This is a genomic window from Paenibacillus vietnamensis (assembly GCF_020169515.1).
Classification (GTDB): Bacteria; Bacillota; Bacilli; order Paenibacillales; family Paenibacillaceae; genus Pristimantibacillus; species Pristimantibacillus vietnamensis.
The window spans coordinates 140,731-162,863 of sequence record NZ_JAHMHW010000011.1 but is presented as its reverse complement, the minus strand read 5'-3'; the positions used below and the strand labels follow the sequence as shown (position 1 = coordinate 162,863).

Genomic DNA, 22,133 nt, shown 5'->3' with positions numbered 1-22,133 from the left:
CCTTACTTTTCCGGTATAAAATGGAGAAAATCTGATTTGGGAGGTACTCTAATGCCCGTATTGGAAGTTCGCGGCTTGCAGAAATCGTTCGGCCCGGTTACCGCAGTCGAAGATATCAGCTTCTCGGTCGAGGCCGGGGAGGTGTTCACCATTATCGGACCGAACGGCGCCGGCAAAACGACGACGCTCGAGATGATTGAAGGTCTCGTGACGCCCGACGGAGGCACGATCGGCTTCGGTCCGCTTACCTGGGCGAAGAACAGCGAGCAGATCAAAGTCACGATCGGCGTGCAGCCGCAATCGAGCGCTTTGTTCGACCTGCTGACCGTCGAGGAAAACCTCGATTTGTTCGCCACCTTTTACCCCAAATCCCGCCCGACCGCCGAGGTGCTCGAAATGATTAACCTGACCGATCAGCGGGATAAGCATGTGAAGAAGCTGTCCGGCGGTCAAAAGCAGCGGCTTGCCATCGGCCTTGCGATGATCAACGATCCGACGATGATTTTTCTCGACGAGCCGACGACCGGACTCGATCCGCAGGCCCGCCGGAACATTTGGGACATCATTCTGAAGCTGAAGGAGCTTGGCAAAACGACGATCCTCACCACCCACTATATGGAGGAAGCCGAGAAGCTGAGCGACCGCGTCTGTATCGTCGATTCCAGCAAGGTCGTCACGCTGGATACGCCGGCGGCGCTCATTGAACGGCTGACGAAGGAACGCGAGGTGCGGCTTGCCCTGCTTGATGGAGAGGCGGCGGCGATCGAGACGGAGAAGGTGGCGCAGATGCATGCCTCCGTCGTAAGAACGGAGCGGGACGGCTCCTCGCTGAAGCTATGGTCGACGCAGCCCGAGGATACGCTGTATGAGCTGTTCGGCTTTACGAAGGACAAAGGCTACCGGGTCGAGCAAATTTCCATCCGCGAAATGAGTCTGGAAGATGTGTTCATTGCCTTCACGGGCAAGGAATGGAGGGATTAGATGAATCATTCCAAGCAATTCTCCAACATGTTCGTCGCTCAGATCAAAATGATGTTCCGCGAAAAGCAGGTCTGGTTTTGGAATATTTTTTTCCCGGTGATTCTGATGGTGCTGTTCATGATCATTTTCGGGGGAAGCTCGAGCAGCGAATTCAAGGCAACGGTCGCCGTCGCCGATCCGCAGCCGAATGCCTCCTCCGCGATGATGCTGGAGCAGCTGAAGCAAATCCCGGTGTTCGAATTCAAGGAGGAGCAGCCGGTCAGCAAGGAGCAGGGCGCCGAATGGGTCGAGCAAAAGGACATTGATGCGCTCATCGTTCTTCCCGATTCGGAAAGCGGCGCCGCGCTGCAGGTCATCTTCAACAAGGAAAATGAGCAGGGCGCTTCGGCCCAGGCGATATCCGGCATCCTGGACAAATTCGTGCAGCAGGCGAATCTGGCCGCGGCCGGGGCGGAGCCGGCGTTCAGCCTGACGACGGAATCGGTGTCCTCGGGCGCGGACGATTTGAAATATGCGGATTTTCTGCTGACAGGCATGATCGGCCTCTCGGTCGCGCAAGGCGGACTGTTCGGCATGGTCGAGCTCGTCGATATGCGCAAGCGGGGGCTCATGAAACGGCTTCGCATGACGCCTGCCAACATGGGGCTCTACGGCCTGGCGGGCATGCTGGTGCGGCTGCTGCTCGGCATTATTCAAATCGTTATTTTAACGCTGATCGGCGTGCTCGGCTTCGGCGCCAATCTGCACATTAACGTATTCAGCCTTGTCGTCGCTTTCGTGGCCGGCGGTCTCGTCTTTAATGCGATGGGCTACCTGTTCTCCTCCCTGAGCAAGACGATGGAAGCTTACATGGGCATGGCCAATATCGCAAGCATGCTCATGATGTTCCTAAGCGGGGTGTTCTTCCCGATCGAAACGCTGCCGGCCTGGCTGCAGACGGTTCCGAAGGTGCTGCCGCTGACCTACTTCGTCGACGGCATGCGAGACGGGCTGATCTACGCATCGGGCGTCGCGTCGGCGAGCTTCTGGATCGGCATCGGCATCATGCTGCTGTGGGGCGTCGTCGCCTTCCTCGTCGGCTCGCAGGTGTACAAATCGAAATCGATCGCCGCGACGAGATAGGCACAGACGAAACGCCGGCAGCCTTGGGCAAAAATCAAGCCCTGGCTGCCGGCGTTTTATTTTGATGGAACATGCCTAAAATTGCTTTTTCAAGCTCGACTTCAATTGTTCGGAAATATAATCCGACGTACGGATGGCAAGAGCGATTGTGGATAAGGTCGGATTGGCTGTGCCGGATGTGGGGAGAACGCTGTTATCGGCGACAAAAAGTCCTGAAACGCCATGAACCTGGCCATAACGGCCGGTCACGGACGTCTCCGGATTTTCGCCCATCCGGCATGTCCCCGTTTCATGGAACTCCCGTCCGGGAATCCTCAAGCATACTTCTCCCTCCCCCGGAACCGGCAGACTCATTGCGGATGCCGCAAGCCTGGACAAAGCGGCCATTTGCCGGATAATCTCCAAATCTTCTTCACTGTAGGAGAAAGAAATTTGAACCTCGGGAAGCCCGTATTCATCCCTTCTCACCGGGTCAAGGGCAACTTTATTCTCATATCTGGATTGAACCTTTCCGTAAGCCCCCAACCAGATTTCCCATTCCTCGCTTAACGGCTTCGCTTTAAACGGCTGGTAGTAGTCCCCTGTCACAAGCTGAAACTGAAACGGACGATCCGCTGAACGGGGAATTAACACCCTAAGGATGCCGGAAACTTCTGCAAATTCGGACCGCCGAATCTTCAAGAAGGAATCGACGGTAGAATGATTGGCCAAATAATGGCCGACAGCTCTCCCGCCGACTCCGGACTGGAGCAAAATAGGTGGATTTCCGAACGTACCCGCCGACAGCACAACCGTCTTGGCCCTGAGCATATACGGCTTTTTGTCCCTGGAGATCGCTTCGATGCCGGACACATGCCCATTCTCAACAAGCACCCGGGTAGTCCGGGCATTGACCGCCAGATCAAACGGCTTCACATTTAAAGCTCTTGCGATAAGCAAAATGGAGCTGAAGAAAAAGCTGGAATTAATCCGTCCGTGTTGGGTCGCCGTGAAGTCGACGGCCGTTGGGGTATCGGTGGCCTCAGGGAACCCGTTCTCCCGAAGACGCTGAAGAATAACTTCCTGAATCGACGAACCGGCGGCAACCCGACGCGTGACGTTCATCATCCGTTCCGCTGTTTTATAATAAAAGTCCATATCCCCGATCGGGACCGGCCATTCCGCCAGGTCGACCGGATCCATGCGCACGCAGCTGTGGCCCCAATGGACCATTCCCCCGCCAAAAATAACCGGCTGGTGAAAATCGATCGGAATCGGAGCCGCATCATTCGAGGCATAGTTTGTCCGGTAATGCTTCACATATTTCGGACTTCTCCACATAAAGACTACATCGTCTACATTCACAGTCGGCAAGTTCTGGGTGTGCGTCGGCACAACCAAATCTCCCGCTTCGACGATCCCGATCCGTATTCGCTCTTTCGCCAATCGCTCGCATAACCGCCAAAGAACGGTGCCGCCCCCCGCTCCTGTACCTACAATTAGAATGTCATAGTCGTTTTGGGACATTTCCTCCAGGCTGATATGCCTGATCCAGGAGTTCATGAAGTCCAAGCTCTTCCCCCCTTGATGTTCCGGAATTTAGTCCATTTTTTCCACGATATCGTCTGCCGTCCGGATTGCGAGCGCAACCGTGGTGAGTGTCGGACTGGTCCCTCCGCTTGCAGGAAGGATGCTGTTATCGGCCACGTAGAGGCCGGACACGCCATGAACACGTCCGTATGGATCCGTTCCCGATGTATCCGGGTCAAAGCCCATTCTGCAGGTGCCCATGCTGTGGAATTCCTGCCCTGGAAATCCGTAGGGCAACTTTCCGCCGTTTACCGTTACAGCTGTTTTCATTGCCGATGCGGCATACTGTATTCCTTGGCTCATTTGAAGAATGACGGCTGTATCTTCCCGGCTGTAAGAAAATTGAACGAGAAGCCCGGGCAAACCGAACTCGTCTGTTTTTGACCGATCCAGCATCACCCGATTTTCGTATCGCGGCTGTACCTGGCCCGTAGCGTGCAAATAAATGTCCCAATGCTCCCGCAAAGGCACTTCTTTAAATTGATACCAGAAGTAGCTGCCCGGTCCTTGAATTTTAATTTGATAAGGTCTTGAATTAGCACTTGGAATTAAAATACCCGCCACTCCCAGATTTTCCGGGAACTCCTTCCGGCTTACGGTACCTGCTGCTGAAAGCATGGAATGATGAACAAGATAATGTCCGATCGCCCGGCCTTCGATATCCGAAGAAAGCAAAATCCGCGGAGTTTCAAAGGTGCCTGCCGCCAAAATAACGGTTTTGGCTTTAATCAAATGCAGCTGTTTATCCGCCGACATCACCTGAACGCCGACGGCCCTTTCCTTCTCAACTTCCACCCGGACCGCACGAGCGTTCACGGCCAAATCAATCTGCCGCCTGTTCATCGCCATCGCCAGGAAATGAAGCGAGCTGAAAAACACATTGGAATGGACTAACCCGTAATCGCTTCTATTCAAATCAACGGCCATCGGAAGATCCGCGGCATCGGGGAAGCCCTGCTTCTCCAGCCGGTGCAAAAGAATATCCTGCAGCTGCGATTCCCGGGCATACATCGCATTGACGCTCATGGTTTGTTCCGCGATATCGTAATATCGGGCCATTTCCTGAGCAGGCACCGGGAAGTGAAGCAAAACGGAATCGTCCATGCGCGGGCTGGTCGTTGCCCATATTAGCGACTGTCCGCCCAAAGCGATAAATTCGCTAAAGTAACCATCGACCAAAGATGCTTCAGGACCAGAAAATGAGCCCGCAATCGGAATTTTCTTTAAAAATAACGGATTATGCCAAAATTGTTCGAAGCGGGCGGTATTGAAGGTCGGGATATTCTGGCCGTGTGTCGGCAGAACAAGATCGCCGGCTTCCACAACGCCGATTCTTTTCTCGTTCTCTCCCCATTGTTCGCTTAACCTCCAGACAGCGGCTCCGCCGCCCGCACCGGTGCCGACGATCAAAACGTCGTACTCTGTTTGAGCCATATCCTCCAGAGAGGTTAACGGAATCCAATGCTCGGGATATTCCGTGTCCGGCACTGGACAAAGAGGCAGCGGCAGCTGCCGGCGAGGCGCGTTCGCCCGGGCCGGAAGCCGAACGTGTGTCCCGTCAATCCATTGATCGGGGTCCGTAATCCGCGAATTTAATGCTAGCAAAGCATGTACATCGGTTTCGTGCTTGGAGGCAATAGATCTAAGCGTATCGCCGTACCCGGCCACGTAAATTCTCAGACACATACACTCCTTTACACCGTTTGGCTTATATAATCTGCTGTCCGAAGCGCTAAAGCGACAGTCGTCAGCATCGGATTAGCCGGCCCGGTTAGACGGATAACGCTGGAATCGGCCACATACAAACCTGGAATGCCATGGATTTGACCATACGGATTAGTTGCGGAAGTATCGGGATCAAGCCCTATTCGGCAAGTACCGCATTCATGATTATCCTCCCCGGGCTCGATTAACCATGGCTCCTTATCGAAATCCAGCCCCATGCCATGAACCGCGGCACGCATCGTTCGGAATAATTCAGGAATTCTGGCCCGGTCCTGATTGCTGTGAGAGAAGCTGACCTGAAGTCGCGGGATGCCATATTCGTCTTCCGTGCCAGGCTCGAGAAACACATGGTTCTCATAGCGCTGCTCCACCGGTCCTGCACTGACCATTCTGAATTTCAGCTCACTCAGCAGCGGTTTCTGTTCATAGGCATACCAAAAATAATCAAAAGGGCTCGTTCCGAAGCCATACAAAATCCCCCATTTGTTTCCCGGTACCGGGACCCAAAGGCTGGCGACGCCCGCTGCTTCGCCGAATTGGCTCCGGGCTCCCTTAACATCCGCAAACACCTTCATGTGATTGGTCAAATAATGGCCGATAGCCCGCCCGGGAATGCCGGAATGAAGAAGCAGCCGCGGCGTCTCCCATGTCCCGCAGGAAAGGATAACCGTTTTGGCACGAATCGAATGGGTTTTAAAATCAGGGGTCATCACTTCGACGCCGGCGGTTTTTCCTTTGTCGATCAGCACTCGAACAGCCTGCGTCCGGACAGCCAAATCGAAAGGTCTCGTATTCAACGCATAGGCCAAAAAATCAATCGAGCTGAAGAAAACATTCGAGTGAACGCGTCCAAAACGGGTAGGTTCCAGGTCGGCCGCCAGGGGAGTATCGGTTGCGCCCGGGAATCCGTTAGAACGGAGACGTTCCAGTAAAATTTGCTGGATGGACGAGCCCGCAGCATATTTGGAAGTTACGTTCATCATTTGTTCGGCTGTTAAATAATAAGGAACAAGCTCGTCGTACGTAATCGGCCAGGTGTGGAAGTCTTCCGGATTTAATCGGGGGGATACCATATACCATTGAAGCGTTCTTCCCCCAAGCGCTTTTATCATTTTGGCGCCTGGATATTCCGGCCATGACTTTCCGATATATTCGGTATGCAACGGATTTTCAAAATACTTGGTGAATCGCTCCTCATTCATGGTCGCCATATTTCGTCCGTGTGTCGGTAATAAAAGCGGGCCCGATTCGATCAGTCCGATGCGCCGGCCGCTGTTTTTCCACTGCTGGCACAATCTCCAGAGCGCCGCCCCGCCTCCTGCTCCGCTGCCGACAATGATCACATCATATTCGGTTTGCGACATGTTCCGGGCCGTACTCAGAGGAATCCAATCATCCATGTTTTCATTGGCCGATTTGATCATGGATATCTCCCCCATCCCGATTACTCTTGAAAATATATTTATGAAAAATACAGGTCAATTATGAAGTAGATTAATCTGGCATATTCCCGTGCCCTACTTTTAGCTGTGCTCAATAAATTTATAACATCAAGTTTACCCTCGTCTAACACTCTCCTAGTAGGATGAACCTAGTAAACAAATCCTATCTCGGAGAGGAAGTTAATCATGTTCAAAAAATGGACTGACAAGCGGTGGGTTCGTACAAGCCTTCTGCTGTCTGCCGCTATTGTGGCCGTTCCAGCCGTCAATGTTGTGGCAGAGCAATTAGCAACGAAGATGCCGACTGCAGAAATCCATAAACCGTCCCTTCTACCCGACAGGGTCGTCCTGACGTGGGAAGGGGATACGGCGACGACTCAAGCTGTAACCTGGCGTACGGATGTTAACGTCAACACGCCTCAAGCCCAAATCGCAGTGGCAACCGACAATTCCGATTTTGAGGATACTGCAATGACCGTTCCAGCCGAGAGCACTTCCGAAGTTGCTACATACCTGGGCTACTCGCAGAAATATCATTCGGTCAACTTCGAAAATCTTACACCTGAAACAACCTACCTGTATCGCGTAGGCGACGGGGTTAACTGGAGCGAGTGGTTCGAATTTACCACCGCGTCCGACCAAGCAAAACCATTCTCGTTCCTGTACGTAGGCGATGCTCAGAACGATATTTTGGAGCACTGGTCCCGCGTCATCCGCAACGCTTACTCCGACCTGCCTGACGCGAGCTTTATCGTCCATGCCGGCGACCTGATCAATCATGGCGACGCGGACGATCAATGGGGCGAGTGGTTTAAAGCAGGCGGATGGCTGAACGGCATGGTGCCGAGCATCCCAACTCCGGGCAACCACGAATATGCCAGAATCTCGAGCAGTACTCCTGCCGGCCTCACTCCTTACTGGCGCCCGACGTTTGCACTTCCGGAAAACGGCCCGGATGAAGCCGTATTCAAAGAGAATGTGTATTACGTTGACTACCAAGGCATGCGCATTGTCTCGCTCGACACGAACCTCAGAGGCGTAAACCTGGACAAGCAAGTAGCATGGCTGGATAAAACGTTGGAAAACAATCCGAACGAATGGACGGTTCTCACGTTCCACCATCCGGTCTTCTCCAGCGCAGAGGGACGCGATAACGCGGAAGTCCGGAACAAGCTGCTTCCGATCATTCAAAAATATAACGTGGATCTGGTGCTCCAAGGTCACGATCACACGTATGCGCGCGGCCAGGTTGTGAACCAAAAGTCCGGCCAGAAGGTGGTCGATCCTGACAGCACTACGGTATTCGTGAACTCGGTTTCCGGTCCGAAAATGTACGAATCCTCTTCGGAAGTCTGGGATAAGAACGGTGCCCAGGTGGACAAAGCCATCGCAAATACCCAGCTGTACCAGCTGATTCATGTCGAAGGTGATGTTCTCCGGTACGATGCACGGACGGCAACCGGCAAACAATTCGACGAGTTCGAGATCGTCAAGCTTCCTAACGGTAAAAAGCAGATGATTGAAAAGAAAAACTAATTTTCGTCTAAAAAGCGAAAGCATAGAGATGGAGACGGCACTCTCCATCTCTATTGTTTTGCGCAAAGCATTAAGAATAGATAGACAAGAAAGGATTCGACTATGAAACGGATCAGAATATTCATTTGCGCTTTGTTTACAGCTCTTGCGCTGACGGGCCCGATTTTTATGCCGTTCCCCCAGCCCGTAAGCGCGCATGCGATGGACAACGGATACTTGGATGTGCAGATTGAACCAAATGAGGTATATGCAGAGCTGCTCCTGGACTTTAACGATCTTGCGAGCGTAGTTCCGCTGCCCGTTGATTTGATGTCTTCAACGTCCGTTGAAGAACTTCAACGAGCGCTTGACGACAGAACGGAGCCGCTGTTCGATTATGTAGCATCAGGGGTTAAAATATATCGTGACGAGGTGCCAACCGAGCCTGAGCTTGTCGGCACAAGCGTCGAGAGGGTTGACGGGATGCCGTTGGCCAGATTTCAATTGGTTTACTCCGGAGAAGGCGATTCCACCCGGATCAGCTATGATCTATTTATCAAAGACGTAAACAAGTCCCATACAAATATCGCTCAAATTAGCGGACCACAAGGGGATCAGGAGTTTATCTTCAGCATTACGAACCAGGAACTGGCGGTAGGCGAACGCAATTGGGTGCGTCAGGCGTGGCAGTTTATTCTCCTCGGTACGGAGCATATTTTTACCGGGTACGATCATATCCTATTCCTGCTTTGCCTGCTCCCGGCTGCCAGAAACCTGGCCGGTGTCGTTGAAGTGGTTACGGCGTTCACGCTCGGGCATAGCGTAACACTGGGATTGGCCACCTTCGGGGTGGTCCAAGTGCCTGGCCGATGGGTAGAATCAGCCATTGCCGCTAGCATCGTCTTTGTGGCGGCTCAAAATATATTCGACAAAAATCCGAAGCACCGTACGATCGTGACGCTGCTTTTCGGCCTTGTGCACGGATTAGGGTTTTCGGGCATTTTGCAGGATATGTCGCTCCCCCGCGAAAGCTTGTTATCTTCGTTGCTATTTTTTAATGCAGGAGTGGAAATCGGACAAATCATCATCATTTCTTTGGTTTTCCCGCTGCTGGTGCTGCTCCGGAATTACCGGACCTATCCCCGCGCCGTCTCGGTCGGCTCCGCCGCTGTGATCGCGGTAGGCCTTTTCTGGTTTGTTCAGCGGGTTATTGAGTTTTAATTTAAAAAAGCCGGTTCTCCTTTGAAGGGAGGACCGGCTTCTAGCTAGGGAGCCTATCGTTTATTTCACCTTTTCGATCTTGAAGGAAAAACTCCATGTCGCGGTTTCTCCGGAATATCTGCCCCGATTCTCGGTCACCGTTACGCTCAGCGATTTGTTCATGCTTTTTATTACGGAAGACGCTTTAACGGAAACATTCGCTTCGCCGTTGTCGGGATATTTGTCCTGTTCCGACACCTTGGCCTTAAGCTTGACCGAATCCGCCGGCTTCAAGGTCAGAACGAGCGATCCGCCCGCCTTCAGTTCCTTCCCGTTCACATATGCTCCGCTCCACCATTCGTTGCCGACATGATTGTTTTCCACCAGCTTGGCGCTTACGAAGGTAACCTTCAGTTTAACCGTTTTACCTGCGGCGGCCAGCGGCTGCACCGTAACGATCAGCAGCAGCACCATACAAAATAAAACCTTTGCCGTCTTCCACATTTTCATAGACCTTCCCTCATTATGATATATATTCCAATTGAATATATTATCACCAAGTCAGTTGGCGGTCTACGTTTGTTTGGGTGAGCGAATCATTGTTGAAAAACGGGTGCTTAAGTCCGAGGCGGCTGAGCCGGACGATCTCAAACCTTCAACTCCGCATGCTCGAGACCCGGCTTCTCGATCTGGATCGTCGAATGCTCGATATGGAAGTCGGCGGCGATTTGCCGGATCGCTTCGTTCAGCACCTGCTGGCAGTCGGTATGGTCCTCGACAAGCAAGTGGCAGCTTAGAGCGTCGAGCCCCGAAGTAATGGTCCAAATATGAAGATCGTGCACATCCTTAACGCCATCGATCCGGAGCAGTGCCGCTTTGACCCGGTCCGCGTCGACGCCAGGGGGAGTGCCCTCCATCAGAATATGGACCGTCGATTTGATGATGCCCCATGCGCTTTTTAGGATGAGCAGCGCAACCACGACGCTAATGATCGGATCCGCGATGTACCAGGAAAATAGAGACATAAGCACGCCCGCAAGGATCGCGCCGACGGATCCAAGTGCATCGCCCAGCACATGCAGGTATGCGCTTCGGACGTTAAGATTGTCTTTGACGTCAGCCTTCCTCATGAGAAACCACGCGCTTGTCAGATTGGCCGCCAAGCCGATGAACGCAATGATCATCATGGAACCGCTGGCGACAGTCGGCGGCTCCGCGAACCGCTGCACCGCTTCGGCTACGATGAAGGCGGCAATGACGAACAACGCAGCCCCGTTCAATAATGCCGACAAAATTTCAAAGCGGTGAAAGCCGTACGTCCGCACCTTCGAGGCAGGCCTTACCGCTACGTACATCGCGGCAAGACTGAGCGCCAATGCAGCTGTGTCGCTAAGCATATGGCCGGAATCCGACAGCAGCGCGAGCGAATTCGTCACAAGCCCGCCGAAAAACTCCAACAGCATAATACCGGTCGTAATGAGCAAGGCGATGAGCAGGCCTGCTTTGTTGTTCGGGCCGTGATGGTGATGACCGTGACCATGGCTGTGGCCGTGATGGTGATGGTGATGACCGTGGCTGTGATTGTGGCCATGAGCGTGGCTGACGTTATGGTTATGGTTATGGTTATGACTATGGTTGTGGCTGACGCTTTGGCTATGGCTATGACCATGGTCGTGACCATGGTCATGATCGTAATGTTCATGATTATGGTCATGCTTATGGTCGTGATCATGCTCCTGGTGGTCGTGTTTGCACGAATTTAATTTATGTTCACTCGTTTGCCCATCTGATGACGCTTTCGTGTGGTCCAGAGTGTGCCCAGCCGAATCACCTGTAACTTGCCCGTACACATGTTCCCCGTGATCATGTCCGAACGAATGCTCCTTGCGCTCATGGCTGGTGTCCGCTTTTTGAAGTTTGGCCTCGTCTTCACTTATCCTCTGATGAACCGTATGATTCCTGCGTTCTGAACTGCTCATCCTACACTCCCCCAGTCGGCCTTCGAAACTCATTACATATGCTGCACTGTCAGTTTCCCTTGTCATCTTTCAAGTATGATATGCCGGCTCCCTGTTCCACGCCCATTCTCCCGAGCTCAAACGACGGTAATCCATGCTTCATACATTTAAATGTATTTGATGCTCCTATTTCTCCCCATTTTGTTCAAAGTCGCATCTTAACTGGATTGGATACAGCTATTATCGCAGAAACGAGGCAATCCGCCAAAAAGTGCTGATTTTACTACATCAAATCCAGCTATTTTTCGCAATTGAGGTACATCACCTAATTTATATACAAAAAATACAGTAAAAACCAGATACAATATATGAACACATGCTCATATGTATTATATGTAACCTACGGCGCTTTTGCAAACCAAATTTAGGGATACTCGCAACCGGCATTCATTCATCCAAAAAAAAGAGCAACCTGTACGAAACGAAAACGCCGTTCCGTATAGGTTGCCTTCTCAAGCCTCTTCTTACCCTTCAAGAGGCTGAACCGCTTCCGCCAGCTTCCGCACCAGATCCGCCGTATACAACGAGCGCTGCTCCCCGCTCCAGCCAAGCTGATTCGCCATAGCGGCGATGACCGGCTCCTTCCATTTGCGAACCTCGGCAATACGGAAAAACAAATCGCCAGTTCGGCGGATGAAGAAATCGACCGGCTTCACCGCCATCTCCTGCTCGATCGCATACTTCAGCTGCACGGCCGCCAAGAGCGGCAGGCCATATTCGGCCTGCCAAGATTGGCACGCCTCCGCCAAGGCGAACAGCCTATCTGCATTGGAGCCATAGCGTCCCGCAAGAAAAGCCGCCTCCTCGCTTGTAAAACCAAATCGCGCACCCTCGCCGCTCTTGCGGCTGACAAACGCTTCAAACCCGTCTGAGCCGCCAACGTCTCCGCCGGACATCGTAATCGACTTCGTTCCGCTTGCCGCATACTGCTTGCCGCGTCCCTCCCCGGACAGCAGCTCGATTACTTTATCGACGACGGTTTCGGCCATTTTGCGGTAGCCCGTCAGCTTGCCTCCGGCAATCGATATAAGACCGGACTGCGATACGAATATTTCGTCGCGCCGAGAAATTTCCGAAGGGGACTTTCCTTCCTGCTGAATGAGCGGCCTCAGCCCCGCCCAGCTCGATTCGACGTCCGTCTCGGTCAGCTTCAGCCCCGGAAACATAAAGTTTGCCGCCTTCAGCAAATACGCTCTGTCCTCGTGCGTCATCGCCGGGTTTGCCGTATCTCCCTTGTAATTCGTATCCGTCGTGCCGAAATACGTTTTGCCTTCGCGTGGAATCGCGAACACCATGCGGCCGTCCGGCGTATCGAAATACACCGCCTGGCGCAGCGGGAACCGGCCCTGGTCGAACACGAGGTGAACGCCTTTCGTCAGGCGGAGCGTTTTCCCTTTTTTGGAGCCGTCGATTTCCCGAATATCGTCCACCCACGGACCTGTCGCGTTAATAACCTTCGCCGCTTTGATATCGTATGCAGCACCGCTGATCGTATCGCGAACGTGAACGCCGACCGTTTTGCCCGCTTGATCGTATAGCAGCTTTTCCACCTTCGCATAGTTAACCGCCAGCGCTCCGGTTTCCACCGCCTTCTTCATCACTTCGATCGTCAGGCGGGCATCATCCGTCCGGTATTCCACATAATAGCCGCCGCCCTTCATGTCTTCACGCTTCAGCAGCGGCTCCTTGGCAAGCGTTTCCGCCGAGCTTAGCATTTTGCGGCGCTCCTTCCGCTTCACCCCGGCGAGAAAATCGTACAACCGCAAACCGACCGAGGTCGAAAACTTCCCGAAAGAGCCTCCCTTGTAAAGAGGCAGCAGCATCCATTCCGGCGTCGTCACATGAGGCCCGTTCTCGTAAACGATCGCGCGCTCCTTGCCTACCTCTGCAACAACCCCGATTTCAAGCTGCTTCAAATAGCGAAGTCCTCCATGAACCAGCTTTGTCGAACGGCTGGAGGTACCCGCGGCAAAATCCTGCATCTCCACCAGCCCGACCTTCATCCCGCGCGATGCGGCATCAAGCGCGATGCCCGCTCCCGTAATTCCCCCGCCGATCACCAGCACATCAAGCGGCCCGCCCTGCATGCGGCCAAGCAGCTCCGCCCGGCTGCCGGCTCCAAACCCAGTCTGTTTTCCATTCCCTTTATCCGTCATTCGTAATGCCTCCCAGCTCTCTATTCTTATTAATGCCCGATGCTCGCCATTTGGTTACATCCGGGATCGTAATCACGCAAAAAAACCACTCAAACCGCTTCCTCATCCCCCAAAAAGGGACCGAAAGCGGCCTGCGTGGTTTCTCCGAATCTCCAACCGTTATTAACTTGTCATCAACTATACCATATTTATTGCGCAAAAGCCATGGCAGCTTTCACCGCACGCTGCCAGCCGGCGTATAAAACGTCTCTTTGCCCGGCATCCATAGCCGGCGAAAACACGCGGTCGATTTGCCGGAGAGCGGAAATCTGTTCGCGGCTTTCCCAGAAGCCTACGGCGAGCCCCGCCAAATAAGCGGCGCCCAGCGCCGTCGACTCGTTCACGACCGGCCGTTCGACCGGCACACCAAGCAGATCGCTCTGGAACTGCATCAGCAGGTTGTTCGCGACCGCGCCGCCGTCAACGGACAACGACTGCAGCGGCAGCCCCGCCTCCTCCTCCATTACGGCCAGTACGTCCTTCGTCTGATAAGCGAGCGATTCCAGCACTGCACGCACAAAATGCTCCTTCGAGGTTCCCCGCGTCAGGCCGAACACCGCTCCGCGGACGTCGCTGTTCCAATACGGCGTCCCAAGCCCAACGAATGCCGGCACGACATATACGCCTTCCGTCGATTCAACGCCGGCCGCATAGCTTTCCGTTTCTCCGGCCGATTCGATCAGCCGCAGCCCGTCCCGCAGCCATTGGATAGCGGCGCCCGCTACGAATACACTGCCTTCCAGCGCATATTCAAGCTTGCCGTTTACTTCCCACGCGATGGTGGTGAGCAGCCCTTTTTCCGACACGATCGCTTTCTCGCCCGTATTCATCAGCATGAAGCAGCCTGTGCCATAGGTGTTTTTCGTGCTGCCCTTCTCGAATGCCGTCTGGCCGAACAGCGCCGCCTGCTGGTCTCCTGCCGCCCCGCCGACCGGAATGCAGCAGCCGAACAGCTCCGCAGCCAGCTGCCCGTACACCTCCGAAGAGGAACGGACCTCGGGCAGCATCGCCTTCGGCACATCCAGAATCCGCAGCAGCTCGTCGTCCCAGCGGCGCTCGTGGATATTGAACATGAGCGTCCGCGATGCGTTCGAAACATCCGTCACATGAACGGCTCCGCCCGTCAGCTTCCAGATCAGCCACGAATCGATCGTGCCGAACAGCAGCTCGCCCCGTTCCGCTTTCTCCCTTGCGCCTTCGACATGTTCCAGCAGCCATTTGACCTTCGTACCGGAAAAATAAGCGTCGATCAGCAGCCCCGTTTTTTCGTGGAAAAGCTGCCCGTGTCCGTCATCCTTCAGCTTGTCGCAAATGCCGGCCGTTTGCCGGGATTGCCATACAATCGCCTTATGGATCGGCTCGCCGCTCGATTTGTCCCACACGACGGTCGTCTCGCGCTGATTCGTAATGCCGATGCCCGCAATCTGCTCGGCATTCGCGCCGGTCTTCTTCAGCACTTCTGCGATCACCCGCTTTGCCGACTCCCAAATAAACGCGCCGTCGGCCTCCACCCAGCCCGGGTGCGGATAATCGAGCGGCAGCTCCTCGCGCGCCATATCGACGATCTTCCCTTTGCGGTCAATGAGCAGCGCCCGCGTGCTTGTTGTTCCCTGGTCTAATGCCAGCATGTATGTCTCCTTCATCTATGTTTCCCCTCTCTCCTCAATCCTATATGCCCGGAGCCGCTTCCGCCTTCCACAGCTCTTTCCGCGACGTCGTAATAGCCGAAGCGCCCGCCTCGATCGCCTGGCTGACATGCTCCCGCGTCCGGATGAGGCCGCCGGCGATAATCGAAATGCCGCTGCGCTCCTTCACTTCCCGGATAATATCCGGAATAACCCCCGGCAGCACCTCGATATAATCGGGCCGCACTTTATCCAGCTGCGTGTAGCTTCGCTCCAGCGCGTCGGAATCGATCAGAAACAGGCGCTGAATCGCAATCAGTCCGTTCTGCTTCGTCCGGCCGATCACGCTGGCGCGGGTCGAAATAATGCCCGCGGGCCGAATCGACTGGCATAGAAACTCCGCCGCATATTCGTCGTTCTTCAGACCGTCGATGAGATCTGCGTGCAGCAGCACTTTTTTGCCGTGCCTGTCCGCCAGATCGACGATGTTTTTCAGCTGTCCCAGATGTCCGCCAAGCAGCACCATATACGTGAACCGGGAGGTCAGCACCGCCTCCACATCCTTGAGCTTATGCACGGCCGGGAGCACCTTCTGACCGTTCAATGCCAGTGACATTGCTAAACGCCTCCCCTTCCGGTAGCCTTCATTAACCAAACAAATAAGACTATTCTCCGGTCGCAACCTTTCGAAGTAGCCTTATTTTATCCTTATTCGTGCTTCAAATGCTGGAGCGTCAGCATAAAAATCTGTTCCACGTGATCGTCGTCGAGCGAATAAAAAACCGTCTTTCCCACCTTCCGGCGCTTCACGATACGCATGTTCCGAAGCAGCCGCAGCTGATGGGAGACAGCCGATTGGCCCATGGCAAGCACCTGGGTGAGATCGTGCACGCATAGCTCCGATTGCGCCAGCGCGTGGATCATCTTCACCCTCGTCGGATCGCCGAGCGCCTTGAACAGAGCCGCAAGGTCGACCGCCGTGTTTTCGCCGATCAGCTTGCTCCGCACTTCCTCAATATTCGCCTCGGAGCCCGCGCAATTATCGTCGCAGGCGGCGCTAACGCGGTTATCCATTGACATCCCACCAACTCTATTTGTCCGTCATGTGGCCTATTATAGCACGATAAGGGCCGGCGGGTGAACATGGGCGCTTGGGCGGCGAGCTCCTGTGGGGGCCGGAGGATAATTCTAACTGATGAGCGTTTCCTTTAAGGTATTAAATAAGGAGTCTCTTCGGATTCTTGAAAATTTTAATAACACAATCGTTTCTGGTGTGAGCAAATGGGTAACAGTTCTAGAAACGTCTTGATCCGTAAAACAATAGTGAATATCATCATGATTCATACCCAGTTTCATGGCATGTTTTCCAATTTCTATTGATTTTTCATCTGTAATGATTAATTTATCAATACCTGTTTCCATAACTCTTGTGGCCATATACTCATATTGCTGCTTGGCCGTATTGCTCTCTCCTAATCGCGGAAAATAGCCTAAAACAGCAATATTTTTCTTCCCATTCGAAATCTCTTTCAATACATTTAGTGCGGCTTCCATAGCGGGAGGGGTATTGTTCCAAGTATCATCAATAATTGAACATCCATTTATCCCGGAAAACGGTTCTAAATGAGAGTCAAGATGACGGAACTTTGATAATTTGTTTATGGACTTCTCTATATCCATACCAATTTGATAAACAGCAGCAATCGAGGCTAAAGCATTATAAACATTATGTCTTCCATACCCTGGTATAAATGCCGGGTACTCTACAGTTTTGTGAACAAGACTAAAGCTTATCCCTATATCCGTATATTGAATATTCTTTGCCATAAAATCAGCTTTTTCATTTATACCAATGTAAATTTTTTGTGTAACATGACTAACATCAATCTTTTTAATATTTGAACAATCGGCATTTAAAATGAGGATATCTTCAGGTTTGATCCTATCCAATATTTCAGCTTTTGCCTTAATATAATTTTCCATCGTTACACAGCCCTCAAGATGGTATACGCCAATATTTAACAATATTCTTATATTGGGCTGAAAGACCCTGCAAGTCTTTTGAAGATCACCGGGTTTTGCCAACCCCATTTCAATGACAGAGGCATCCGTTTTATCGGTAATCTCTAAAAGATACTGTAAATCTCTACTGGGTCCATTATTACTTCTATAAGTGGATTGAACATTTAATCCTTCCATTGTTAACACTTGTGATATCATTTCTTTTGTGGTTGTTTTCCCGCTAGTACCGGTTATTCCAAATACAGGTATCTTAAAAGACTCACGGTAATGGCAAATTAATCCCCAATAAGCAGCATGAATATTCCTTACCTTAATAACCAAATGACTTAACTGAGTGGTTTTAATGAATGTAGACTTTTCGGTAACAATAACTAAATTTTTATATTTTCTTAAACGTTTTAGACGATATCTTGAATTTAAATGAAAAAACAATGTATTTTTATTTCTGTCAATTTGACTATATCTGGTGGCAATATGATTAATCAATGGAGTCCCTTTACCCGATATAACGGTACCTTTTAAAATCTTTAATACGTCTTTTAACGGTAAAGAATTCAGTGGCGCCGCCTCCTTAACGTCCCTAGCCGTTTCATGATTAAAATTCAGCTAAACTTTTAGAATATAGCATAATTGTTTTTAAATACTCATGATACAGGGTCTTATCAAGGAGAAAGCCTTTCTGACCTGGGGAATTGAACTGTATTTCAATAATCCATACCTTCTTAGTGATATCGACTCCTATATCTACTCCTGTATTTGCAAAATGAACGCCTGATTTTTCTAAAGCTTTAACTGCTTTTATTGCTGCAGTCTGCATTGTATGCTCGATTTCATTTACTTCCTGGTCAGTCAGAAACAGTGTTTCTTTTAATAACTGAAGCCCTCTCCCGGCTACCCCTCCTCTATTAATATTACTAACAATCTCCCCCGGCATTCCTTCCTTGGAGAATGTTGTAATATACTTCCATTCTTTTGTGCTATCCTTTGTGAGGTAGATACGAAAATCAATAATACCAGCATTCTTTGTAACAAGATCCAGTGATTTTTGAACGATATATTTGCCTGGTATTAACCTTTGTCTAAAAAATCGATTCATCTCTTTTTGATTATTTAAATTTTTTTGAGTCACTTTACTTCGACCAAAGTATTTAACAAGTGCTCTGTTCTTCCCTAATCGATCTATTTTTATAATACCGTTCCCTCTTGAAGAATTTATGGGTTTCAGGTAGGCTGAGGAATTCCCTTTTAAGAAAGATAAAAGGTCAGAAGGCTTTGTATATAGAACGGTTTTAGGAACGTAATCGGTTAAATCAGGCGAATTCATCAAATGTTTGTGTATACTCCATTTATCAAAGTAAAAATTATTAAAAATTTTATTACCCATAAATGATTCGAAATGTTGCTGCCACTTTGGACCAAACCATTTAATACGCAAAAATAGGGAGGAAGGGTAAAGATAGATACCTTTTTCCCACTCTTTATTTGTCGGATTAAACATAAATCCTTGTATGGTTTGTTCTTCTGGTGTAACTTCATCTAAAGAAAAAACGATGATTGCTCCTCCAATTTGATCATAGTGATATACATAATCTGAAAAATTATTTAAATTTCCCTCTAATTCTTTTTTAGATAATGAAGCCAATATACCGATGAAAGGCCCAATCATAAGATTTTGCTGGTCATTAATAAATTCAAATTCACAGAATAAAGGAATCTTAAGATGCTTTAAAACATTTTCTGAGATGTATAATTCATTTTCTTTGTATTTTGCAGTAATTATTATGTTTATGGTACTTGCTTGGGTGCCGAATTTAAGTGTTCCCGTTCCTTCCTCAATTTTCATCCTTTCTGCCGTAATCGGATGCAAATATACCGTATCTTTTGAATGGTTATCTACTATTAAATAGATTTTCGAATTCACCTTCTCTTCCCCTCCCATATTCACCCTTATTATATGAAGTCTTATAGAGAGCGTTTGTTATAAACAACCAACTGAAATAAAAATAGTTCATTTAACTATGTCAGAATATTTTTTCATGAATATATTCAATTAAGGAAGGGTACAGTCAGAGGTCAGAGAGGGAATATGTAATGGAAATAAAACCAAGCGTTACACTTTATGATATCTATGGACCGGGGTACGTCTTTAATCAACGGGCATCTTATAGAAATATGCAATGGTTGCCTGACTCCGTTTCCCAACATTCTGATACGGGCAGATTATTGAGCATAGCCGGTAAAATGCCGATCTTATGCCATAGTGGTGTTATTGAGCCATCCTCTTTGTCGATTCTTAAGGAATCTGGATTGCAATTGGCAAATAAAATTCATACTTATTGTGATGAAAGAAGTTACTATAAGAAATTAAATGAATTTAATCATTCTAAAGATAAAGTAGTCGTTAATTTCCCGCATTTACTGGAGGAACTAAATTACAATAAGTATTGGATAGCTCCTGAATTAATTGCCTATTTAAATAACAAAGGCAACCTTAAAGACTTAGTCCCAAAACAAAACCTGGCAAGACGTAAAGTATTATCTATATCAGATTTTGCACAAGAGAAAAATTTCCCGTTTGGCTTACCTTTTGTAGCTAAAGCAGCAACGGATGAACCGCAAGGCGGAGGAATCGAAGTCGTTATTTGTAAAAACAATGCTGATCTTCAATATGCCAAACAACTTTTTAATTCATGTAATTTCGTAGTAATGGAAGAACAAATACCCATTCTGCGAAATTATTGTGTTCAATTTGTTCAAACCTATAAAGGAGATTTCATTTACCTTGGAGCAGCCGAACAGATTATAAATGAAGGAAAGTATACGGGGAATTGGGTAACACAAGAAGATAACCAACTTCCGGAGAAAGTCATACAATTAGGGGAACAAATTATGGAAAAAGCAGTTTCGCTGGGGTACTATGGAATTGCCGGGTTTGATATCGTAATTAGCGAAGATAATCGCATCATTGCGATTGATTTAAATTTTAGAATGAATGCTTCTACTGTAGCACTACTTTTAAAAGAAAGTATAATGGAGTCATTACAAGTTAATACACTAAAATTCAGGAATTTTAAAACATTTGTCAGCTTAAATAAGTTTGAACGTACAATTAAAACATTTATTCAACAAAAAAGGCTGGTGCCGCTTAGTATATATAACCCGTCCAATTTAAATTCTGATGAACCTATCATCCTCTACTCCATTCTGGTCGGTAACTCGAAAGAAGAAGTAAACAAGATAGAACAACAACTACTAAATCAATTAGAATGTTAAAGAAAAAAGGGACGGTTTTTCAACCCTCCCCTTCTCACGTCCGCTATTGCTTGGTCAGCTGTTCCTGAATCAGCTTATTGGCCGTCTCTTCGGCCCTTCGAAGCGCCGAATTGACATCGAGCTTGCCCTTCGCAATTTCGCGTACAATATCTGCATCGAAAGACTCCTCAATGACCAGTTCGTCAAATTGCGTCATGACCCGGCCTTTAGCGGGTGTTCCGTAATACAGCGCTTGAATGTTTTTCGAATCGGCAAAAGGATAGTCCGCGAACGCCGCATCCCTAACCGCTTGTGATAAAAGCGGCGTAATCATTCCCCGTTTGGAAATGAGGGTCTGATATTCTTCCGAGATTAAATATTTTAACACCTCCATGGCAAGGTCCTGCTGTTTGGAGGTTGCCGAGATCCCGGCGTAGGTAGCATAAGTCTGCGTGTTTATATCCGGATATTCTTTAAAAGTCGGCACGGCCGCAATATCCCAGTTTTCTGGGAGACTCGTATCCGCCGACATCATCCAGCCCGATTGGTAGATGTACATGCCGACTACGAAGTTTTTGTTAAAGTCCGCGTGCGACAGCCACTCTTTGTTAGCCCTTTGCTGAAAGCCCGGGTCCCGCGTAAAGTTATAAAAAATGTTATCAAAAATAAATTTCCACTGGTCGTTATTAACGGTCGCCTTGTTCGTCTCCGGATCGACCAGACCGGCCGAATTTTGCGCGACGCGGAAATAGTGCTTCGGCGACATCCACAAGCCTATGTACTGCTTGCCGCCTTCGTTTCGTGTGATCTGCTTGGACAGCGTGAGCGCGTCGTCCCAGGTCATGCCGTCCCACGGATATTTTACGCCGAACCGGTCGAACATGTCTTTGTTATAATACATGACGAACTTATTGTCGCTAACCGGCAGCAGATAAGGTTTGCCGTCAACCGTAACGGCATCCATATACGCCGGCTCGATTGCGCTAAGATCGACGCCGTGCTTTTCGATTAACGGACTGAGATCGAGTGCCATATTGGCCGGCATGTATTGCACACGGAGATCGTGCGCCGACGTCAGGTACATATCGATCTGCGTACCGGATGCGATGAGCTGCTCCAGTCTCTGTTCTTCCGTTTGGTTGATGTAGGTAAAGTTGATTTTCGGAAACTTCTGCTTCAGGAATTGACCGTACTGTTCCTCGAAGGTATCCGGGCTCGCGAGACCGAACCAGGTCAAATCGCCCTTCAGCTCGTCGGGCTGACTATCTGCTGGTGGAGCGGAAGTCTCTGGAGAAGAAGCCTGCGGAGCGGCGGATGTGCCGGTTTCCCCATTGCTTCCCGTATTGCTGCTGCACGCAGATAGGCCGGTAAATAGCATGATTGAGGCAAGCATCGTCGAAATCATTTTCCGTGGCACGATCATCGATTCCTCCCTTTGTCCTGTTAAAGTCCAATTCAAGGTTTGAC

The 22,133-nt window shown here is 50.1% G+C and carries 17 protein-coding genes; 5 read left to right on the top strand and 12 right to left on the bottom strand.

The window, feature by feature from the left end; genetic code table 11:
- The first annotated feature begins 51 nt into the window (after window positions 1-51).
- Complete coding sequence (locus KP806_RS19390; protein WP_224725391.1) at window positions 52-981, top strand: ABC transporter ATP-binding protein; 930 nt, start codon at window positions 52-54, stop codon at window positions 979-981.
- A complete protein-coding gene (locus KP806_RS19385; RefSeq protein ID WP_224725390.1) occupies window positions 982-2,103 on the top strand; it encodes an ABC transporter permease in 1,122 nt (373 codons plus the stop codon).
- A 75-nt stretch (window positions 2,104-2,178) separates the two neighbouring features.
- Here the strand turns inward: KP806_RS19385 and KP806_RS19380 are convergent, their stop codons facing one another.
- The 3 genes from KP806_RS19380 to KP806_RS19370 are packed head-to-tail and all read right to left on the bottom strand — an operon-like array spanning window position 2,179 to window position 6,821.
- Window positions 2,179-3,645 (bottom strand): GMC oxidoreductase, encoded by a 1,467-nt coding sequence (locus tag KP806_RS19380; protein ID WP_224725408.1) that lies wholly within the window; start codon window positions 3,643-3,645, stop codon window positions 2,179-2,181.
- Window positions 3,646-3,681: 36 nt separating this feature from the next.
- On the bottom strand, window positions 3,682-5,358 hold the full coding sequence (locus KP806_RS19375; RefSeq protein WP_224725389.1) for a GMC oxidoreductase: 1,677 nt from the start codon (window positions 5,356-5,358) through the stop codon (window positions 3,682-3,684).
- 8 nt (window positions 5,359-5,366) lie between these two features.
- Window positions 5,367-6,821, bottom strand: coding sequence for a GMC oxidoreductase (locus KP806_RS19370; RefSeq protein WP_224725388.1), 1,455 nt, complete (start codon window positions 6,819-6,821; stop codon window positions 5,367-5,369).
- A gap of 204 nt (window positions 6,822-7,025) precedes the next feature.
- Between KP806_RS19370 and KP806_RS19365 the strand changes: the two genes are divergently transcribed.
- A complete protein-coding gene (locus KP806_RS19365; RefSeq protein ID WP_224725387.1) occupies window positions 7,026-8,375 on the top strand; it encodes a purple acid phosphatase family protein in 1,350 nt (449 codons plus the stop codon).
- 102 nt (window positions 8,376-8,477) lie between these two features.
- On the top strand, window positions 8,478-9,575 hold the full coding sequence (locus KP806_RS19360; RefSeq protein WP_224725386.1) for a HupE/UreJ family protein: 1,098 nt from the start codon (window positions 8,478-8,480) through the stop codon (window positions 9,573-9,575).
- A 60-nt stretch (window positions 9,576-9,635) separates the two neighbouring features.
- On the opposite strand, the gene KP806_RS19355 is transcribed toward KP806_RS19360, so the two are convergent.
- The 8 genes from KP806_RS19355 to KP806_RS27840 form a co-directional block, all read right to left on the bottom strand.
- Window positions 9,636-10,064, bottom strand: a complete 429-nt coding sequence (locus KP806_RS19355) for a hypothetical protein (RefSeq protein ID WP_224725385.1) — start codon at window positions 10,062-10,064, stop codon at window positions 9,636-9,638.
- A gap of 137 nt (window positions 10,065-10,201) precedes the next feature.
- Window positions 10,202-11,365, bottom strand: coding sequence for a cation diffusion facilitator family transporter (locus KP806_RS19350; RefSeq protein WP_397376417.1), 1,164 nt, complete (start codon window positions 11,363-11,365; stop codon window positions 10,202-10,204).
- A 671-nt stretch (window positions 11,366-12,036) separates the two neighbouring features.
- Window positions 12,037-13,728: a glycerol-3-phosphate dehydrogenase/oxidase gene (locus tag KP806_RS19345; RefSeq protein ID WP_397376416.1), complete on the bottom strand. Its 1,692-nt coding sequence runs from the start codon at window positions 13,726-13,728 to the stop codon at window positions 12,037-12,039.
- Window positions 13,729-13,916: 188 nt separating this feature from the next.
- Window positions 13,917-15,410 (bottom strand): glycerol kinase GlpK, encoded by a 1,494-nt coding sequence (gene glpK / locus KP806_RS19340; RefSeq protein ID WP_224725384.1) that lies wholly within the window; start codon window positions 15,408-15,410, stop codon window positions 13,917-13,919.
- Window positions 15,411-15,435: 25 nt separating this feature from the next.
- Window positions 15,436-16,002 carry a glycerol-3-phosphate responsive antiterminator gene (locus tag KP806_RS19335; RefSeq protein ID WP_224725406.1) on the bottom strand — a complete coding sequence of 189 codons (567 nt, stop codon included), beginning with the start codon at window positions 16,000-16,002 and terminating at the stop codon, window positions 15,436-15,438.
- Between the two features lie 98 nt (window positions 16,003-16,100).
- Window positions 16,101-16,466, bottom strand: coding sequence for an ArsR/SmtB family transcription factor (locus KP806_RS19330; RefSeq protein WP_224725383.1), 366 nt, complete (start codon window positions 16,464-16,466; stop codon window positions 16,101-16,103).
- A gap of 114 nt (window positions 16,467-16,580) precedes the next feature.
- A complete protein-coding gene (locus KP806_RS19325; protein ID WP_224725382.1) occupies window positions 16,581-17,900 on the bottom strand; it encodes a Mur ligase family protein in 1,320 nt (439 codons plus the stop codon).
- A gap of 109 nt (window positions 17,901-18,009) precedes the next feature.
- A complete protein-coding gene (locus KP806_RS27840; RefSeq protein WP_224725381.1) occupies window positions 18,010-19,335 on the bottom strand; it encodes a YheC/YheD family endospore coat-associated protein in 1,326 nt (441 codons plus the stop codon).
- A gap of 170 nt (window positions 19,336-19,505) precedes the next feature.
- Between KP806_RS27840 and KP806_RS19315 the strand changes: the two genes are divergently transcribed.
- Entirely contained in the window at window positions 19,506-20,687 is a 1,182-nt protein-coding gene (locus KP806_RS19315) for an ATP-grasp domain-containing protein (protein WP_224725380.1), read from the top strand.
- Window positions 20,688-20,730: 43 nt separating this feature from the next.
- On the opposite strand, the gene KP806_RS19310 is transcribed toward KP806_RS19315, so the two are convergent.
- Window positions 20,731-22,089 (bottom strand): ABC transporter substrate-binding protein, encoded by a 1,359-nt coding sequence (locus KP806_RS19310; protein WP_224725379.1) that lies wholly within the window; start codon window positions 22,087-22,089, stop codon window positions 20,731-20,733.
- Window positions 22,090-22,133: the final 44 nt, after the last annotated feature.

What these genes read in the sequence shown, in the direction of transcription:
- KP806_RS19345 (WP_397376416.1), bottom strand. Translation starts at nt 13,728, where the DNA reads ATGACGGATAAAGGGAATGGAAAACAGACTGGGTTTGGAGCCGGCAGC.
- KP806_RS19360 (WP_224725386.1), top strand. Translation starts at nt 8,478, where the DNA reads ATGAAACGGATCAGAATATTCATTTGCGCTTTGTTTACAGCTCTTGCG.
- KP806_RS19380 (WP_224725408.1), bottom strand. Translation starts at nt 3,645, where the DNA reads ATGAACTCCTGGATCAGGCATATCAGCCTGGAGGAAATGTCCCAAAAC.
- KP806_RS19315 (WP_224725380.1), top strand. Translation starts at nt 19,506, where the DNA reads ATGGAAATAAAACCAAGCGTTACACTTTATGATATCTATGGACCGGGG.
- KP806_RS19390 (WP_224725391.1), top strand. Translation starts at nt 52, where the DNA reads ATGCCCGTATTGGAAGTTCGCGGCTTGCAGAAATCGTTCGGCCCGGTT.
- KP806_RS19385 (WP_224725390.1), top strand. Translation starts at nt 982, where the DNA reads ATGAATCATTCCAAGCAATTCTCCAACATGTTCGTCGCTCAGATCAAA.
- KP806_RS19330 (WP_224725383.1), bottom strand. Translation starts at nt 16,466, where the DNA reads ATGGATAACCGCGTTAGCGCCGCCTGCGACGATAATTGCGCGGGCTCC.
- KP806_RS19370 (WP_224725388.1), bottom strand. Translation starts at nt 6,821, where the DNA reads ATGATCAAATCGGCCAATGAAAACATGGATGATTGGATTCCTCTGAGT.
- KP806_RS19355 (WP_224725385.1), bottom strand. Translation starts at nt 10,064, where the DNA reads ATGAAAATGTGGAAGACGGCAAAGGTTTTATTTTGTATGGTGCTGCTG.
- KP806_RS19375 (WP_224725389.1), bottom strand. Translation starts at nt 5,358, where the DNA reads ATGTGTCTGAGAATTTACGTGGCCGGGTACGGCGATACGCTTAGATCT.
- glpK (WP_224725384.1), bottom strand. Translation starts at nt 15,410, where the DNA reads ATGAAGGAGACATACATGCTGGCATTAGACCAGGGAACAACAAGCACG.
- KP806_RS19365 (WP_224725387.1), top strand. Translation starts at nt 7,026, where the DNA reads ATGTTCAAAAAATGGACTGACAAGCGGTGGGTTCGTACAAGCCTTCTG.
- KP806_RS19310 (WP_224725379.1), bottom strand. Translation starts at nt 22,089, where the DNA reads ATGATCGTGCCACGGAAAATGATTTCGACGATGCTTGCCTCAATCATG.